The 17,119-nt window shown below is 50.4% G+C and carries 24 protein-coding genes; 3 read left to right on the forward strand and 21 right to left on the reverse strand.

Translation table 11 applies throughout. The features are described from left to right. Positions 1 to 5 precede the first annotated feature (5 nt). From EDM52_RS07760 to EDM52_RS07860, 21 genes are all read right to left on the reverse strand, one after another. Complete coding sequence (locus tag EDM52_RS07760; RefSeq protein WP_122908429.1) at positions 6 to 902, reverse strand: polyprenyl synthetase family protein; 897 nt, start codon at positions 900 to 902, stop codon at positions 6 to 8. Then, positions 902 to 1,165: an exodeoxyribonuclease VII small subunit gene (gene xseB, locus EDM52_RS07765; RefSeq protein WP_122908430.1), complete on the reverse strand. Its 264-nt coding sequence runs from the start codon at positions 1,163 to 1,165 to the stop codon at positions 902 to 904. The genes EDM52_RS07760 and xseB overlap by 1 nt, the downstream gene beginning before the upstream one ends. Next, the gene (gene xseA / locus EDM52_RS07770) at positions 1,125 to 2,513 is read right to left on the reverse strand and encodes an exodeoxyribonuclease VII large subunit (RefSeq protein ID WP_122908549.1); all 1,389 of its coding nucleotides are present in this window, start codon (positions 2,511 to 2,513) and stop codon (positions 1,125 to 1,127) included. The genes xseB and xseA overlap by 41 nt, the downstream gene beginning before the upstream one ends. A 64-nt stretch (positions 2,514 to 2,577) precedes the next feature. Beyond that, positions 2,578 to 3,450, reverse strand: a complete 873-nt coding sequence (gene folD / locus EDM52_RS07775) for a bifunctional methylenetetrahydrofolate dehydrogenase/methenyltetrahydrofolate cyclohydrolase FolD (RefSeq protein WP_122908431.1) — start codon at positions 3,448 to 3,450, stop codon at positions 2,578 to 2,580. Between the two features lie 87 nt (positions 3,451 to 3,537). Further along, positions 3,538 to 4,500, reverse strand: coding sequence for a tRNA (adenosine(37)-N6)-threonylcarbamoyltransferase complex transferase subunit TsaD (locus EDM52_RS07780; protein ID WP_122908432.1), 963 nt, complete (start codon positions 4,498 to 4,500; stop codon positions 3,538 to 3,540). A 16-nt stretch (positions 4,501 to 4,516) separates the two neighbouring features. After that, positions 4,517 to 4,921, reverse strand: a complete 405-nt coding sequence (gene nusB, locus EDM52_RS07785; RefSeq protein ID WP_122908433.1) for a transcription antitermination factor NusB — start codon at positions 4,919 to 4,921, stop codon at positions 4,517 to 4,519. Positions 4,922 to 4,977: 56 nt separating this feature from the next. Further along, positions 4,978 to 5,190: a DUF2273 domain-containing protein gene (locus EDM52_RS07790; RefSeq protein ID WP_023554557.1), complete on the reverse strand. Its 213-nt coding sequence runs from the start codon at positions 5,188 to 5,190 to the stop codon at positions 4,978 to 4,980. Between the two features lie 12 nt (positions 5,191 to 5,202). Further along, positions 5,203 to 5,766: an alkaline shock response membrane anchor protein AmaP gene (gene amaP / locus EDM52_RS07795; RefSeq protein ID WP_183184891.1), complete on the reverse strand. Its 564-nt coding sequence runs from the start codon at positions 5,764 to 5,766 to the stop codon at positions 5,203 to 5,205. A gap of 117 nt (positions 5,767 to 5,883) precedes the next feature. Next, on the reverse strand, positions 5,884 to 6,306 hold the full coding sequence (locus tag EDM52_RS07800; protein WP_122908435.1) for an Asp23/Gls24 family envelope stress response protein: 423 nt from the start codon (positions 6,304 to 6,306) through the stop codon (positions 5,884 to 5,886). 67 nt (positions 6,307 to 6,373) lie between these two features. Continuing rightward, positions 6,374 to 7,729, reverse strand: a complete 1,356-nt coding sequence (accC, locus tag EDM52_RS07805) for an acetyl-CoA carboxylase biotin carboxylase subunit (RefSeq protein ID WP_122908436.1) — start codon at positions 7,727 to 7,729, stop codon at positions 6,374 to 6,376. Between the two features lie 16 nt (positions 7,730 to 7,745). Further along, positions 7,746 to 8,258 (reverse strand): acetyl-CoA carboxylase biotin carboxyl carrier protein, encoded by a 513-nt coding sequence (gene accB / locus EDM52_RS07810; RefSeq protein WP_183184893.1) that lies wholly within the window; start codon positions 8,256 to 8,258, stop codon positions 7,746 to 7,748. Positions 8,259 to 8,480: 222 nt separating this feature from the next. Next, positions 8,481 to 9,125, reverse strand: a complete 645-nt coding sequence (locus EDM52_RS07815; protein WP_122908437.1) for a SpoIIIAH-like family protein — start codon at positions 9,123 to 9,125, stop codon at positions 8,481 to 8,483. Between the two features lie 13 nt (positions 9,126 to 9,138). Further along, a complete protein-coding gene (spoIIIAG, locus tag EDM52_RS07820) occupies positions 9,139 to 9,780 on the reverse strand; it encodes a stage III sporulation protein AG (RefSeq protein ID WP_122908438.1) in 642 nt (213 codons plus the stop codon). Between the two features lie 31 nt (positions 9,781 to 9,811). Further along, entirely contained in the window at positions 9,812 to 10,495 is a 684-nt protein-coding gene (gene spoIIIAF, locus EDM52_RS07825; protein ID WP_122908439.1) for a stage III sporulation protein AF, read from the reverse strand. Positions 10,496 to 10,504: 9 nt separating this feature from the next. Beyond that, positions 10,505 to 11,677 (reverse strand): stage III sporulation protein AE, encoded by a 1,173-nt coding sequence (spoIIIAE, locus tag EDM52_RS07830; protein ID WP_122908551.1) that lies wholly within the window; start codon positions 11,675 to 11,677, stop codon positions 10,505 to 10,507. 37 nt (positions 11,678 to 11,714) lie between these two features. Continuing rightward, positions 11,715 to 12,104 carry a stage III sporulation protein AD gene (spoIIIAD, locus tag EDM52_RS07835; RefSeq protein WP_122908440.1) on the reverse strand — a complete coding sequence of 130 codons (390 nt, stop codon included), beginning with the start codon at positions 12,102 to 12,104 and terminating at the stop codon, positions 11,715 to 11,717. 13 nt (positions 12,105 to 12,117) lie between these two features. Then, positions 12,118 to 12,321: a stage III sporulation protein AC gene (gene spoIIIAC / locus EDM52_RS07840; protein WP_122908441.1), complete on the reverse strand. Its 204-nt coding sequence runs from the start codon at positions 12,319 to 12,321 to the stop codon at positions 12,118 to 12,120. A 17-nt stretch (positions 12,322 to 12,338) separates the two neighbouring features. Next, positions 12,339 to 12,857 carry a stage III sporulation protein SpoIIIAB gene (gene spoIIIAB / locus EDM52_RS07845; RefSeq protein ID WP_122908442.1) on the reverse strand — a complete coding sequence of 173 codons (519 nt, stop codon included), beginning with the start codon at positions 12,855 to 12,857 and terminating at the stop codon, positions 12,339 to 12,341. Continuing rightward, complete coding sequence (spoIIIAA, locus tag EDM52_RS07850; RefSeq protein WP_122908443.1) at positions 12,845 to 13,807, reverse strand: stage III sporulation protein AA; 963 nt, start codon at positions 13,805 to 13,807, stop codon at positions 12,845 to 12,847. The genes spoIIIAB and spoIIIAA overlap by 13 nt, the downstream gene beginning before the upstream one ends. Before the next feature lie 239 nt (positions 13,808 to 14,046). Then, positions 14,047 to 14,517: a CD1247 N-terminal domain-containing protein gene (locus tag EDM52_RS07855; protein WP_338068293.1), complete on the reverse strand. Its 471-nt coding sequence runs from the start codon at positions 14,515 to 14,517 to the stop codon at positions 14,047 to 14,049. 86 nt (positions 14,518 to 14,603) lie between these two features. Next, positions 14,604 to 14,867: a YqhV family protein gene (locus tag EDM52_RS07860; protein WP_122908445.1), complete on the reverse strand. Its 264-nt coding sequence runs from the start codon at positions 14,865 to 14,867 to the stop codon at positions 14,604 to 14,606. Between the two features lie 153 nt (positions 14,868 to 15,020). Between EDM52_RS07860 and comA the strand changes: the two genes are divergently transcribed. Genes comA through EDM52_RS07875 form a run of 3 tightly spaced genes read left to right on the forward strand, consistent with a single transcriptional unit; the run spans position 15,021 to position 17,056 of the window. Further along, positions 15,021 to 15,851: a phosphosulfolactate synthase gene (gene comA / locus EDM52_RS07865; RefSeq protein WP_122908446.1), complete on the forward strand. Its 831-nt coding sequence runs from the start codon at positions 15,021 to 15,023 to the stop codon at positions 15,849 to 15,851. Next, a complete protein-coding gene (locus tag EDM52_RS07870) occupies positions 15,842 to 16,558 on the forward strand; it encodes a 2-phosphosulfolactate phosphatase (protein WP_122908447.1) in 717 nt (238 codons plus the stop codon). The genes comA and EDM52_RS07870 overlap by 10 nt, the downstream gene beginning before the upstream one ends. A 36-nt stretch (positions 16,559 to 16,594) precedes the next feature. Then, positions 16,595 to 17,056 carry a DUF441 domain-containing protein gene (locus EDM52_RS07875; RefSeq protein WP_122908552.1) on the forward strand — a complete coding sequence of 154 codons (462 nt, stop codon included), beginning with the start codon at positions 16,595 to 16,597 and terminating at the stop codon, positions 17,054 to 17,056. Positions 17,057 to 17,119 lie beyond the last annotated feature (63 nt).

Here is a 17,119-nt window from a genome sequence, read left to right on the forward strand (position 1 = left end):
TCACCTTACTTATTTCGAGTACGCACGTAATCCGCCAGTGGGATCAGCGCAGAATTCTCCAGACCCACTTTCGTCAGAACGGATTTGGCTTCCTCGATCAATGCTTGCAAGCGATCTTTGGATTCTGCGAGTCCAAGCAAGGAAGGATACGTAGCCTTCTGCCGTTCTTCATCACTACCTACAGCCTTGCCCAGCTGTTCAGCATTACCTTCGACGTTCAGAATGTCGTCTTGAATCTGAAAAGCCAGACCGATGCAAATCCCATATTGAGTAAGAGCCTCCATCTGCTCTTCATTCGCCTCTGCCAAATAACCGCCTCCGCGCAATGCAGCGATCAAGAGATCTCCTGTTTTGTGTCGATGGATAAACTCCAGCTCCTGTAAGGAAAGCTGTTGTCCTTCTCCTTCAATATCGGCCATCTGACCACCCACCATGCCTGTTGCTCCTGCCCGTTTGCCCAGCTCGGCAATCAGGTTAACAGTGGTAATCGGCTTTACATCCGGATGCGTCTGATAGGATTCCGCAATCAGGGAAAACGCACGAGTCAACAGGGCGTCACCTGCCAAGATCGCAGTTGCTTCTCCAAAAACCTTGTGATTGGTCGGTTTTCCACGACGCAGATCATCATCATCCATCGCCGGCAAATCGTCGTGAACGAGTGAATAGGTATGGATCATTTCCAACGCGCAAGCAAAAGGAACACCCCGTTCAAGGGGCTTTTCCAATGCCTCCAGTACAGCTAGTACAAGCATCGGCCGCAAGCGTTTGCCGCCAGCCATCAGCGAATACTTCATGGATTCATACAGATTGGAGGGAACACCTTCCTTTTCCAATGCAGGCACCAGATGATTCTCGATGTACGCTGTCTTCTCTTCGAGGTATGTATGCATGGTACCTGTCATTATGCCTCTCCTTCCACCCGAAATGCCTTTTGTTTCAATTGCCCATCCTCTTCAACCAGTTGGGTAATTTTCGCTTCTATAGCCTCGAGTTTTTGTCCGCATATCCGGGAGAGCGTAACCCCTTCTTGATAAAGGTGGATCGATTCTTCCAGTGGAATATCTCCTTCTTCCAAACGTTGCACGACCTCTTCCAGCCGTTTCATGGCTTCCTCAAACTGCATGTCATTTTCTAGTGTTTCCTGGTCCGTCTTCTTGCGAGCCATTTTGCTTCTCCTCCCGCTCAATTCGTTCCACACGCGCAGTCGCGCTTCCATCGCTTAATCGTACCACGAGCTCGTCTCCACTCGCAAACTGATTCACGGATTTGACGAGCTGATCCCCTGAATAGACGAGTGAGAATCCGCGCTGCATGACTTTCAGTGGACTTAGTGCATCCAGCTGTGCCAGCCGCGATCCGAATTGCAGCTGTTTTTGCTGCCATTGTTGCCGCATACGTGCATCCAGCCGTGAGCGCAGGGTCATCACCTTTGCATGACGCTCATTCAACTGCTCACTAATTCGATATCGCTTCATTTGCTCAGACAGCCTGCTGTACTGCTCACGCCTTAAACGCATGAGCTGCTTCATCGACTGCTTCATACGCAGCTGAACACTGTCCAGTCGCTGTGCAGCCTCCTCCAGCCTCCGCTGTGGTTGGCGCATGGCATAGGATTGGGAGAGCCCGTCCAAACGCTTTCGTTCCTGAATCGTGCGCTGACGCATTGCTCTTTGCATCCGTGTATCGAGCTGCGAGACTCGCTCCAGCCATTCCAAATAGTGGGGTACCGCCAACTCGGCTGCTGCCGTAGGAGTAGCTGCCCGCACATCAGCCACGAAATCAGCAATGGTCACATCTGTCTCGTGACCTACCGCTGAGATGACCGGTATGAGTGAACTGGCAATCGCACGTGCAACCTGCTCATCATTGAACGCCCACAATTCCTCGATAGAACCGCCACCCCGTCCTACGATCAGCACGTCGATCCCAGTCTCCCGGTTGATGTTGCGAATCGCTTTCACGATGGACAGTGGAGCCTCGACACCTTGGACGATGGCGGGTGCCAGTACGATATCAGCCTGGGGATAACGCCTTCTGATTGTTGTACAAATATCTCGGATAGCGGCACCGGTCGGTGATGTAACCACTCCGACTCTTTTGGGGAATCTCGGCAAGGTGCGCTTTCGTTCTGTGGCAAACAAGCCTTCTGCCGCCAGCTTCTCTTTTAACTGTTCGAATGCGAGATACAGCGATCCGATTCCATCTGGCTGCATTTCCCTTGCATACAGCTGATAGGCTCCATCCCGTTCAAACGCAGAAATGGAACCCCGCACAATGGCTTTGGTTCCATTTTTGGGCAGGAAGCGAAGAAAACGGTTGTAGCTGGCAAACATGACAACCTTGAGACGAGATTGATCATCCTTCAGCGTGAAGTACATATGCCCGCTGGAATGGTGAGTGAAGTTGGAGATTTCTCCCCTGACCCAAACATCCTGCAATTGTGAATCCCTTTCCAGCAGCATCTTGATGCTGCGGTTCAGTTGACTGACGGATAAGACATCTTGAATGGCCATGTTTCCCTCCCCGTAGACAGAAATGGGAAACAGGCTTGTTTCTCCCATTTCCCAGATGCTTGCGTTATCCATTCATGTCGAATGATTTGCTTGCTTGTTGTCTCGCAGCTTGTACGGTATTTTTCAAAAGCATAGTGATCGTCATCGGTCCGACTCCGCCTGGTACCGGCGTCAGGTAGCTAGCGGAATCCTTTACTTCGTCAAATTTGACATCTCCCACAAGCTTGCCTTCCTCATTGCGGTTGACACCTACATCGATCACAACAGCTCCTGGCTTGACGTGCTCTTTTCCGATCATGTGCGCCTTGCCTGCTGCTACGACCAGAATATCCGCCATTTTAGTGAACGACGGAAGATCCTGGGTGCGTGAATGACACATCGTAACGGTCGCATTTTCTCTTTGAAGCAGAAGCGATACGGGTTTGCCTACGATATTGCTACGCCCGATCACAACAGCATGCTTGCCCGCGATTTGAGTTCCGGTCCGTTTGATCAGTTCAATGACTCCGTGCGGTGTGCATGGCAAAAGCGTTTCATTGCCGATGACCATGTTCCCAACATTGATCGGATGAAAGCCATCCACATCTTTTTTCGGATCAATGGCATCCAACACGGCCTCCTCGGAGATGTGAGAAGGAAGTGGCAATTGAACCAATATCCCATTAACGTTCGGATTTTGATTCAATTGCTGGATGATAGCCAACAATTCAGCTTCTGTGGTGGAAGCCTCTTTCAATATCAGCTCGGAACGAATCCCTACTTCCTCACAGCCTTTGGATTTTCCTCGCACATACGAATGAGAAGCGGGATCATCGCCCACCAGTATAACCGTCAAACCTGGCACTATCCCTTGTTTTTTCAGTTCTAGAACTTCCTCTGCCAATTCGGCACGAATACTTTTCGCTACTTCTTTTCCTTGAAGAATAGTTGCTGGCATGGAGAAATAGCCTCCTTCATAACGTCGATACTCATAGTGTACCGATTTGAAAAGCTCATGTAAAGGCGAATCATAAAATGTTCATCATTATATAATGTTCGCCTTTTGCTTCATCCAGCCTAACATCGCAACACCGTATGCATTGTCTCCGGAGTAAACAGGATCACAAAAGTATAGCTTGGCTTTCACGGCTGGATGCTCCAGGCGATTGATCAGCCGTTCACGCATGTACTGATTGGCCGCTACTCCCCCGACGATCAGAATGTCACGCGGCATCCCTTTTTCGAGAGCATGGCGCAATGCCTTTTCCAGTGTGTTGGCAATGCACTGTTCGGTTGCTCGCGCGATATCTTCCTGATTCACTTGCCCCGCTTCAATCGCTCGCAATAGCGATGCTTCCGGACCTGAGAAACTGAAGTTCAGCCCGTCTACTGCTGAAGAAATACGGAAGTCTCCAGCCGCGTTTTTCGCGAGCTGCTCCAGTTGAGGTCCTGCTGGAAAAGACATTCCCATCGCCACACCAATCCGATCCACCAGTTGGCCGGCGTGCAGATCGATCGTTCCGCCGACTTTTTCGATCGCATATCCGGATTCGTGACGATCACACAGAAGGATCTCACTCGTTCCTCCTGACAGGTGCACGGCAAGAAAACGATTATTCGCAGGACGTTCTTCTGCTGTGTACTCCCCCGCTGCGATATGTCCTTCCTGATGAGTCGTCAGATAAAGAGGTACCTGCAAATAGATGGACAGAGATTTGGCCAAGCCTTCCCCTACCTTGAATACCGGCATATAGGATTGATCGACCGGACGCGGTTTCTCACTGACGCAGACAGCAACGATCTCATAGGCATCCCATTTCATTTGTTCGCTTAGCTCCGGCAAGTTCATCACATGCTGAAAGACGGCCTCAGATTGCTGCAGGCCGCGCTTCCCCTCCTTTACCTTCAGGAGGCGCTTCGCTTCCGCCACAATCTGGCCGTCTTCCCGAGCCAAGCATAGTGATGTCCGGTAATTGCTCGTATCAATGCCCAACAATACCTTAGTCATGCTTGTCCCCTGCCTTTTATGCCTGTGCCGTTTCACGAGCTTGCAGGAAGCTGGACAACACGCCATTGATGTAACGATGGGATTGCTCATCACTAAAGAGCTTCGCGATCTCAATCGCTTCGTTCATGACTACCTTGTCAGGTGTCCCTGCTTCAAACATGATCTCATAGAAAGCAAGACGGAGAATGGCGCGGTCTACATTGGCAATCCGCTCCAACTGCCACCCACGCAGGTATTTCTTGATCTCATTATCGATTTCGTTCTTGTTCTGCAGAACGCCGTCCAGCAAATAACGCAAAAATGTCGTATCCTCTTCGGAGTCTTCCATGACAAGGGCAACTGCCTCGTTCAGCGGAACTTCTGCCATGTCGATCTGAAACAGGCACTGGACTGCTTTTTCTCGTGCTGTTCTTCGTTTCATTCCATTCACCTACTAATTAAAGTGAGTACGGGAGCGGACTTACTCCCACGCCAATGCTACCGAAACTTTCCTGGTAGGATCCGATCGAGAATTTCTCGCAGATCTTCCTTGTGATCCAGCTTGCGGCCAATATAATATCCGGTTCCGATAAACACGACAAAGACCAGTGTATCCCAAAACCCGACGATTAGGTAGATGATACCGAAAAAAATTCCGGCCAAGATCCCCAATAGCTTCCCCTTATGCTCCCATAACAACTCCCAGATCATGGTGTTCACCTTCTATTCCACACGCTTACGAGCCGCGTAGTTTTCCTGCTGAGCCACTTCCGTCACGACAACCGCAACCTCAGAAATCAAGATTCCTGTAATGGTCTCGACGTGTTCCTTGACGTCTGTCTGAAGCTTATTAGTCAGTTCAGGAAAAGGGGTTTCCCCATCTACAGAGACTCTCAGCGTAATCATTGTGCCGCTTTCCAGTACCTTGACCGAGGTGCGCAAATCACGCACTCCCTTTACTCGTCTGGCTGCGCGTTCCACAATCGTCTGGATCGTCTGGACTGTAATGTTAATTTCACCCAAATCGCTCTTCTGGCGAATGCCGCGATCTTCTTTGGTTTTCTTGAAACGGAAGGAGCTGAAAAAGAAACGGAGACTGACAATGAGGAAAATGATCGCGACGATCAAGTAGGCGATATTAGTGCCCGCTAGAATTTGATCCATATAAGGCCGGAAGAGATCCGGGGAGAACCATCCGCTGGTCACGGCAATCATCACGCAGGATAAAACGATCAAAGCCAAGCTGTAAATCGCTAAGATAAACCGATCAAACAAATTCACTTGCATCACTCCTTCAGCCCTGTCATGGTTAACTATCCGGGACAAGGCGCGATTCGTGGTGTTACCAAGGTATGTATGAGGAAAAATGCCCCCTGTTAGTAGGGGGCATCTGTCCGCTGCTGCTTAGCGCACACGCTGATATTCTTCCACCACAGTAGCTGCTGCTGCAGGCGCTTTTTCTTCGGCTTTCAGCTCTACGTCAACGATATGTACATTTACTTCAACTACCGAAAGCCCTGTCATGGTCTCAATGGCATTGCGTACACTATCTTGAATATTTCGAGCGACATCCGGGATGCGGTGTCCATATTTTACAATAATCGATACATCTACAGCCGCTTCACGGGAACCAACTTCGACACGTACCCCGCGAGCTATATTTTTACGGCCTAAACGTTCCGCTATGTCACCAACGAAACCGCCGCTCATCGATGCCACGCCTTCCACTTCAGACGCCGACATACCGGCAATCACTTCCAAGACTTCGGGAGCGATCTGGACCTTACCAAGTTCTGTTCTCTCTAAATCTGGAGTAAACTCTTCCACACTTCGCACCTCCCTTTGGATTTGTATTCCATTATACCAAGTAGACAGTCTTTTTACAAATTAGCTCTTATTCGTCTTCGAGCTGGAGATCATAGGTCTCTAGGAATTTCGTATCAAAGTGACCACTGACGAATACCTCGTGGTCGAGAACTTTCAAGTGGAACGGAATTGTGGTAGAAATGCCATCCACGACAAACTCGTCCAGTGCCCGCTTCATCCGTTCGATCGCTTCTTCGCGATCTTTGCCCCATACGATCAATTTGGCAATCATGGAATCGTAATAGGGAGGAATCGAATAGCCTGCATATGCCGCACTATCGACTCGAACTCCAAAGCCTCCTGGAGGCAGATACTCGGTAATGCGTCCAGGTGACGGCATGAAGTTCTTGGCTGGATTCTCTGCATTGATCCTGCATTCGATGGACCAGCCGTTCATTTTGATATCCTCTTGGGTAAAGGACAGCGGAGCTCCCGCAGCTACTGTCAGTTGTTCCTTGATCAAATCAAAGCCGGTAACCAGCTCTGTGACCGGATGCTCAACCTGAATCCTCGTATTCATTTCCATAAAGTAGAATTTGCCGTGTTTATCCAGCAAAAACTCTACTGTTCCCGCTCCGTGATAGGAAACGGCCTTTGCTGCCGCGACTGCTGCTTCGCCCATCTCTTTGCGAAGCTCTTCGCTAAGAGCTGGAGAAGGCGCTTCTTCAATCAATTTTTGGTGACGGCGCTGGATCGAGCAATCACGCTCTCCCAGATACACGGCATTGCCATGCTTGTCAGCCATGATTTGAATCTCCACGTGACGCGGCCCTTCCACAAACTTCTCCAGGTAGACACCCGGATTGCCAAAGGCAGTCTTCGCTTCGTTCTGAGCTTGGCGAATCGCTTTTTCCAGGTCTTCATCATCGATAGCAACACGCATGCCACGTCCACCGCCGCCTGCTGTTGCCTTAACCATGACGGGATAGCCGATTTCGTTGGCAGTCTGAACCGCATCCTGCACGTCTTCGATCAAACCCTCTGTCCCCGGAACCGTCGGAACACCAGCTGATTTCATCGTGTCCTTGGCTGTAGACTTGTCACCCATTTTGACAATCGCTTCCGGATCAGGTCCGATAAAGGTGATGTTGCACGCTGCACAAATCTCAGCGAAGTCTGCATTCTCTGCCAGAAAGCCGTATCCCGGATGGATCGCATCTGCCCCCACCTTGGTCGCTACACTCATGATGCTCGTTACATTCAAATAACTCTCCTTGGATGCTTTGGGACCAATACAGTAGGCTTCGTCGGCCAATTTGACATGAAGCGCGTCACGATCCGCTTCGGAGTAGACAGCGACCGTACGAATGCCCAGCTCGCGGCATGCGCGGATGACCCGCACAGCAATTTCTCCGCGGTTGGCAATCAATACTTTTTGAAACATTCCGCTCTCCCCCACCTTATTCTGGCTTCACCAAAAACAACGGCTGACCGTATTCTACCAGTTGACCATCTTGAACCAGCACTTTTACGATCTCGCCATTTACTTCTGCCTCGATTTCATTGAATAGCTTCATCGCTTCTACGATGCATACAACCTTGTTGGAGCTTACCTTGTCGCCAGCTTGGACATACGGTGGCTTGCCCGGCTCTGGAGCGCTGTAGAACGTTCCTACCATTGGCGACACGATCTTGTGCAAGTTGGCATCATCTGCTGCTGAAGCTACCGGAGTTGCTGCTTTAGGCGCTTCTGCGACTAGCGGGGCAGCTGCTACTGCTGGAACACTTGGCATAGGAGCAGCTACTGCCTGCACGACTGGCGCTTGTGCTACAGGCTGTGCCACAACTACGGTTTCTGTACCAGAAGTTTTTTTCAGCTTGATTTTTGTACCCTCAGCCTCCAGCTTGAATTCATCAATGGAGGATTGATCGATCAACTTGATAATTTCTCGAATTTCATGGATTTTCAACACGAATAAGCACTCCTTCACTTCAGTAAATGTTTCAGGGAGTTATATATGTAACGATTAGGCAGACAGACCATAAACACATGGTAGCTTGTCGCCAGAAGCACGTCAAGAAAGGATTTCCCCTCTTTTCCAGCCAGAAAAGTGAGGAAATCCTTACAATCATGCCCGATTTGGGCTGCTCTTATAAGTGATTTCTTTGCTTCAGCTCAATCTAAGCAGCGAGCTTTATGAAGCCTGGAATTTGACCGATACGTGGGTCGCCGGAACGTTCAGATGCTGTCTGATGTGGGCGATAATTTCTACAGCTTCATTGGAGCTCAGCTCGTTTTTTTGCACGACGACGGTCACTTTGTCATCCTGCATGAAGACGACAGCATCCTGATACCCGCTCGCCTTCAACAGTTCCTCCACATTCATGATCGCGTTGTCCTGGTTGGACAGTTCTTCGTATTTCGCTTTCGCTTCTGCAACAGCTTGCGGAGAAGATTCTGTATTGCCCATGATCGCCAGCTGCTCGTCTTTTTGCTGTTGAACTTGAGCTTCCCGCTTCATTTTGTAGCCCTGGAAGATTTCACTTGCCGTCTCGGAGACTGGTACGACCGCAGGTGCGTTGGTCTGAGGAGTATTTGTCTTGCCAGCTTGAGCTGCCGGCTGTTCGTTTTTGGAGCCGACTGGTGTAGCATCAGGCGCTTGATCTACCTGCTTCGACTCCACGACGACTCCGGAAATTTGCTCTTGCTTCTGAACGGCTTGCTGCTGCCCAGAAGTAGGCACCTGTTCTTGTGGTCCTTTGGCCAAATAGTAGCCGGAAAGAACCACCATGACCGCCAACATCGTCAACAACCATACTGTTTGTCTTCTCAGAATCATTGCCCATTACCTCCTACCCTTTTTTAGGTAAAATGGATATCTTGTAAGCAGGGACGTCCAGAACCTTTTGCACGGCTTCTGTCATCCACGCTTTGACCTGGATGTTGTCTGCACCCTTCGCCACAACCAAAACCCCTCGAACCCTTGGCTTCATGGTCTTGATTACGACAGGCTGATCCTGTTTGCCGCCTTGCACGATGACCACTTCTTCATCCCTGCTCTGGTCGTTTTGATTGCGGGTCGCCTTTTCCTTGTCCGTCTCCTGATTGGTCGAGGATCGCGTGTTGGTGTTTTTTTCAACGATCAGCTCAGGAGTCGACTCTAGATTGACCATGACCTCAACATCCCCTACTCCTACCACCGTTGACAAAATATCGCGCAGCTGCGTTTCGTAGATGTTCTCGTATTCTGCGATAATATCCGGTGCTGGAGAACTCCCCATTGCCGGACTGACCTGTTCACTTGTCGGTGGCCCCGTAGAATCGTTGTTGATCGAGCCAATGCCCAATGGTTGATCCTTTTCCACACGCATAAAGTCGGTCAAGATCATGATTGCAATTCCAATTCCCAGGATGACGATAAAGTAATGCATCGGCTTTAGCTTTTTCGCCCCGCCCTCATCGCCTTCCCAAAGTTTTTTCCATTTTGCCAGCATCCCTCTCACCTCGCTTTTGTGGATACATCCGTCATTGTTTTTCACTCTGGTGGGACTCGTCCGTGACCATCACCTGATCGTCAGCAAGTCCCCATTGAAGGGCGATATCGGTGGCAATCCGTGCGTGCATGAGATTTTTCTGCTGCACGGCAACCTCCATGTCGGGCGGTGCAAGCTCGTGGTCTACATCATCAGCTGGTGGACCTATCTGGATGTCTACGGGCTGGATCGGCTGAACAGGCTGGATCCGCGTTGTTTCTGTCTTTTGCTCTTGCGCACCTTCGCCGAGTACGAGTTCGATCCGTTGTATGGCAGGCTGGTCTGGATTGGATTTGTCCATCTGAATTTCTATATGCTGGACATCCCTTCCATATACTTGTTTCACTCTGGTTTTGATTGCGGATGTTACCTGGGCTTGCACGTACGATGTGGTCTGGTCGTTCTGGTGACTTAACAATTTGCTAGTGATTCGCTTCCACTCTTCATCAGATGGCTTGTTCAGCTCCTCCTGGTAGCGATCCAGGCGCAAGGCCAAATCCTCCTGTGAGAGGTTGAAGAGAGAGAACAGCGGCGAGATGATCGTCAGCAGCAGGATCAAACCCATCACCATCTTGACGTAGCGCTGCAAGGTCGTATTGGGAAGAATCAGATCGAGAAAGGCTGCAAGCAATACGAGCAGAATGATCTTTTTAAGCCACAGAGTTAACCAGGTCATCTTCTTCACCTACCGAACCATCATGGAGATGTTGCCTGCTGCGATAATGATCGTGATTGCCAGAAAAAACATCAAGCCTACTGTCGCCAGCGCAGCAAATACGAACAAGAGACTTTTTCCGATCGTCCCAAGTGCACTGATGATCGGACTGTTCCCGAGCGGCTGCAGGATCGCTGACGAAAGATTGTAGATCAACGCTAGAATCAGAATTTTCATCGCGGGAAAAGCACACATGATGATCAGCAGAATGACACCAGCTAGTCCGACTGCATTTTTTACGAGGAGCGATGCGTTCAGTACGGTGTCAGCAGCATCCGAGAACACGCGCCCGACCACCGGGACAAAGTTACCCGTAATGTATTTTGCTGTGCGCAAGGTGACACCGTCCGTGACGGCAGAAGTCGCTCCCTGGATCGATATGACGGCCAGAAAAATGGTCAAGAACGACCCCAGTACGCCCATCGCTATGTTTCGGAGCAGTGTAGCCAGCTGAGTCACTTTGTATCTTTCCGAGAACATGCTGACGATCGAGAGCATGGCCGAAAGAAAGAGTAAAGGAAAAACCACGTACGTGATCATCATGCCGCTGATATTGATCATGAAGATAATCAGCGGATGAAACATCGTCGCCGTAGCCAGATTTCCCACTGATGCCAAAAGCGCGATTACCAGCGGGATCATGGCTAGCATGAAGTCGGTCATACTGCTGATTGCATCTTTGGCGTACGTAATAGCGACGTGAAAGCTATTGATGGCGAGCACCATCAGGACGAGATAAGCGATGGAGTAAGCTACCGTGGACACTGTATTTCGTTCAAAAGCATTTTGCATGGTTTCCAGGATCATGGCGAACACAGTGATGATGATAATGGAGCTGAGCAGCTTGCCGTTCATCAGGATTTCGTGGAAGGCGAACTTCGCCAGCCCTTTTAAGAATCCCGATAGACTAAAATCCCCTTCCTGCATCAAAAGCTGCACGAACCCCTGCGACTTGAGGTCAGGAAGGTAGCCCTGGTATTCGCTTTGCAGCTTTCTCCAATATTGCTCCACTCCGTCCAGTTGCATGTGACTTACCTGCTGTTCGACAAGTTCATTGATCGGGCCTGAGGAAGGTGCTGCTGGCGTGTTCGCCGACACAGGAGCTTGTACCGGGACAAGCAGGAGGAGTAGGAAGAGCGCCATGTACCATTTCAGTCGCGACAACTTTCATCCCCTCCCCTCATGCCGGCAACAAATCGATAACCGTCTCAATAATGATCTGGATGATCGGCACCGCCATGACCAGAATCAAGACTTTTCCGGCCATCTCGATTTTAGAAGCGATGGCACCTTGTCCGGCATCTCTCGTCATTTGTGCACCGAATTCAGCAATGTACGCAATTCCGATGATTTTCAAAATGGTTTCGAGAAAAACGAGATTGAGATCTGCCTGAACGGCTAGTTTTTCCAATATTTGGATGACCTCTGCAATCTTGCCGATGAGAAAGTAAAAGATGATGACGCCACTCGCGATGGCGATCAGAAAGGCGAACATGGGCTTTTGCTCTTTGATGACCAACGCGAGAATGGTTGCGACGAGTCCTAGACCGACGATTTGGACGATTTCCATCTGCACACCCTCCCTATTTGAACAGGAAGACGCGTTTTACCTCGTTAAACAGGTCGCCTACGTAGTGAGCCACCATGTACAGAACGATAATAAACCCGACAAGCGTCGCCCAGTGTGCGATATCCTCCTTGCCTGCCTGCTTCAGGACCGTATGAAGGATGGCCGTAATAAAGCCTACCGCCCCGATTTGGAAAACAGGTGTCAAATCAAAATCCACTTGTGAACACCTCGCCTTTAGAACATCAGGATGACGACCAATAGCCCACCCAAAAATCCGAGACTCTTGTACATTTTTTCGTACTTCCCCTGCTCAGCCCGAGCTTCTTCCTCAAGCCCGCGAAGGTGGGTGACAGCAAGGCGCAGATGCTTTTGCTGATCTTCTCGGTCTGTTGAACCAAGTACCTGTCCCAAACTGGCCATCACGTCCTTCTCCTGTTTTCGCATAGCAGTCTGAGACCACTGGCGCCTTACAGCCTTTTGCAGAGCTTCCTCTGCCGATTGAGCCTGCTCACTTCCCAGCATTTCGGCTGCCAGAAGAAAGATTTTGCCGACCTCCTGGTTCACCCGCTGCCCCACTTTGACAAAAGCGCGATGCAGGGGAGTCAAGCCGTACACGATTTCTGTCTCCAGCATCTGCAAGGCAACCAGCAAGGCTCGAATATGGGCTGGACGTTGTGAGTAAAATCGGCTTATTTGCCACCCGACCATGGAAGCTGAAAAGAGAATCAGCACGGCACCGATCAGCTTGACCATACGACCTTCTCCTTTTTCAACGGATTCAAGTTCTGGTCGTAGATCGCCTGGATCGTGCCAACCCCATTCGAACGACTCAGCACAATATAACGAGTAAAGGTAGCGTGCTTGATCAGCTTGCCCAGCATGGGGCGCTGTGCCACCTCGTGAACTTCTGCTCCGTGAGCCGAACAAATGACCGATACGCCAGCGTGAATCGCCTCCCAGACAGCTTCACCATCCTCCGGCCTCCCCACCTCGTCCACGATCAGGACATCAGGGGACATGGAGCGAATCAGCATCATCATTCCGATAGCTTTGGGACAAGCATCCAGCACATCGGTACGCGGTCCGACATCGCGTTGGGGTACTCCCAAGAGACAACCTGCCAGTTCAGAGCGCTCATCTACGATGCCTACCTTTCGACTGGAGGACCATTCGCTTCCATAGCTGATGGAGCGAGCGATATCACGCAACAGTGTGGTTTTCCCGCACATCGGCGGAGAAATGACGAGCGTGTTTTGGAGATTTCCTTTTTCGAAAAGGTAGCGCATTACCTTTTGTGCTACCCCTTTTTTCTCCCGTGCGATCCGTACATTGAAGCTGGTCACTTCCCGGATGCCTTTTACTTCTCCACGCTCCAGCACGACCTTGCCTGCGATTCCGATGCGATGTCCTCCTACCACCGTGATGTAACCCCGCTTCAGCTCTTCCTCCAGTGCATATAAGGAATGCTGACTTACCTTGTTCAACAGCTTGACCACTTGCTCAGCTGTAAACACCCAGCCCTGCCTTGCATGGGAGGTAATCTGACCAGAAGGAGTTACATAGCTGGTTTGCTGACCGTATCGAATTTCCAACGGCTGATTTTGCCGAAGACGTATCTCTTCCAGTACTTCTAGGACCGTGGAGGGAAGCGCGGTCAAGACACTGCGTACGGACGATGGCAATATCGCCAAAATCTCTTGCATGAAAGAAGCCCTCCTTTGCACGTGTCTGAAACGTATGCCGCTTTCATTGATGCCTTTGTCCATATTGACTTACCTCCATCCTATGCAGAGCTGGACGAGGTTTATGCCAAAAAGAGAGCGGCTCAGGAACGATATACAAAACGGTCATGACCGTTTTTCACAGAAAAAACCTGCCCCGGCGTATGGCACGTTTCAGGGCAGGCTAAGCAAAGTCTAGCTTGGAGGAGAAGGAGATAAGGTCAAGTCGGATTGATTGGTTCGAATCCGGCCTTTTCCTGGAAGGGCTCGATCACATAGTGCAGATAGCCTTCCTCATCCATGCCTTCATGGAATTTGATTCCTTTTTGACAGCTCGGACAAGTAAATTCATAGGAGGTATCAAACTCGTCTTCGTCTATCGACTCATACATGTACGCAGCTTCATCATCATCAAGATCGGAATACTCATCTTCATCGTCATCTACTGTCTCATAAAGAAGCTCGTTGTCATCGAACAAAAATAGCTCCATTTCACCCAGATCTTCATCGATCGCTTCGACGTAATCCTCGGTTTCCTCCAACCGCGTATGTAGTACGTGAATTTCCGCCTGCATGTCATCGAGGATTTCAATCATTTCCGCTAGCATTTTTCCCTCTGCACTCTGTGTACCTACATCAAGTCCGTCAGCCAATCCACGCAAGTAAGCAATCCGGTTCTCCAAGGCTTCCATCAACGTAAACCCCTCCTTGTCATCTGGTACCCAAAGCTATCTTTCCCAGACAAGAAGAAGATTACCAATGGAATCTCTTGGTCACGCTACTTTCGCACACCGATCAGAATGCAGGAGATGCCAAGCATAATCCAGGCAATCTTGGCAAAGCTGATGCGATCAGAGATGCCGATCAGACCGATCGCGGTAGAAGTAAGCAAAACCAGCGGACCAACAATGGCCAACCCCGAATTGATCAGAAGTGCCTTCTCCACTTGATTCACTTTTAAAATGAGCAAAGCGGCGAGAATTTCAAGACTGCCTGAAAAGACGCGGAGTGCCGCCATGCCCATGATCGCTTTTTCCCACATCGCTACTCGTCCCCCCTCGTTCCCACTCTATGCCTGTACCCATCGATTTCAGCACTCTTCTTGGGCAACCGCCCAAAGGCTGGCGGAGGTTCACTCCTTCTTTCCGATGGGCATAGACTGCACTAAATGCGCAGAGAAATGAGGAAATCACCTATGCTAGAGTGCTTCAACCATCCCAATCGTGCGATTCCTGCTGATTGGAGCGACCCCTCGGGTCACCGTTGTGCAAAAACGCACAAGTCAGGACTCACCATGGTCATCGACAAAGGCACCGGACTTTCTGCGTTCCGGGACTCACTTGAGCTAGCGGCTCCCTATATCGACATTTGCAAGCTTGGCTTTGGCACTACTGCCCTCTATCCTCCCGACCTCCTCCAGCATAAGCTCCAGCTCGCCAAAGCGTACGGCTTGCATATCATGCCTGGCGGAACCTTTTTTGAGATCGCCCTGCGCAAAACAACCTCCCTCTCATACATGAAAACGATCGCAAAGCTTGGTTTCAATGCTGTAGAAATATCGGATGGCACCTTTCCACTGTCAGCACAGCTGCGTAGAGAAGCAATCGTGGCTGGAGTCGAAGCCGGACTAACGGTGTATACGGAATTCGGAAAAAAAACAGCCCTTTATCGTGCAGAGCGAGAAGAGCTGCTGGAGACGCTTTCGCTCGATTTAGCCGCAGGCGCAAGCCATGTCATCGTGGAAGCGCGAGAAAGCGGTACGGTGGGTGTGTTTGATCAGGAAGGTAAATTCGACGAGCATTTCGTCCTGGATATCGTCGAAGCTGCGAAGGCAAATCGAGATCGGCTGATTTGGGAGGCTCCTCAAAAAGAGCAGCAGGTGAGTCTGATTCAGACCCTGGGTAGCAACGTACATCTTGGAAACATTGCCTATCATGACGTTCTGTCCGTCGAGACACTTCGAAGAGGCTTGCGGGGAGACACAGCAGTCAGTCTGGAAAAAAGGAGCGTCGCTCCGTGCGAATAGAAGTCGTCCCTACTGTCGAGGAAATACGCTTTGAACAAATCAGCAACCATGTCGTCATTGTCATCGATGTGCTCCGTGCCTCCAGTACCATAGTGACGGCTTTGGGAAATGGATTTGCTTCTGTACTGCCAGTGGAAACGATTGGTCAGGCTCAATCATTGCGTACGCCTACCTGCACGCTCGCCGGCGAACGCCACTGCAAAAAAATTCCCGAGTTCGATTACAACAATTCTCCTACCCAGCTAGCTCGACATCCACAAAAAGGCGGACAGCTCATCCTGACGACAACCAACGGAACACGCGCGATCCAAAAGGCAGAAAGGGCACCTGCGCTACTCATCGGTTGTTTTTTAAATGCCACCGCATGCATGTCTTACGCTTTTCACCAAAAGCTCGACATCACTTTATACTGCGCAGGCACACGCTCTGAATTTGCCCTGGAGGATGGTTTGGCCGCCGGCTACATGATCAGTCTTGCGCAAGCCAAATACCCGATGCTCCAGGTATGCGATCTGGGCAAAGCTCTCATGGCGAGTTATTTGCATCTGGCTGATTCGATTGCGGACGTACTGCCACTCACTACAACGGGTAAAAGGCTAGTACAGCATCTGTTCACCGATGATATCGCTTACTGCGCCCAGCTGGATCACTATCAGTTGGTCCCCTACGTCAAGGAGAGACGCATACTCCCCTACCTTGTCTCATAAAGTGAAAGGAGAACAGGGACAGGGGTTTTGATTCCGATGATGTCTGGAGAAGTGATGCTTGTCATCCTGATTGTGATCGGTTTGATCGGCCGTTCACCCATAATAGCGACAGCTGCGAGTATCCTGTTGGTACTGAAGCTGACGGCACTGGAACGCTTTTTTCCGACGGTAGAACGCCGTGGACTGGAATTGGGTCTGCTCTTTTTAACCATTTCCGTCTTGGTGCCATTTGCGAGTGAAAAAATCTCCTGGCGTGACATTACGCCATTGTTTACGACGGCTATCGGTTTGATGGCACTGGCAGGTGGCGCAATGGCTACCTGGATGAACGGGAAAGGGCTCGACCTGCTTAGGACCGAACCCCACATGATCGTCGGCCTTGTCATTGGTTCGATTATCGGGATTGTCTTATTGCGCGGCATTCCCGTCGGTCCACTAATGGCTGCAGGCATTACAGCATTCATTCTCAAGCTGTGGGAGTGGCTGGGTGGCCGCTGAGCCTAAGACAAAAAAGAGCTGCACCCCTGGGGTACAGCCCTTTTCTGTCTTAGGCACCGCTCT

It is taken from the genome of Brevibacillus invocatus (genome assembly GCF_003710915.1).
Taxonomy (GTDB): domain Bacteria; phylum Bacillota; class Bacilli; order Brevibacillales; family Brevibacillaceae; genus Brevibacillus; species Brevibacillus invocatus.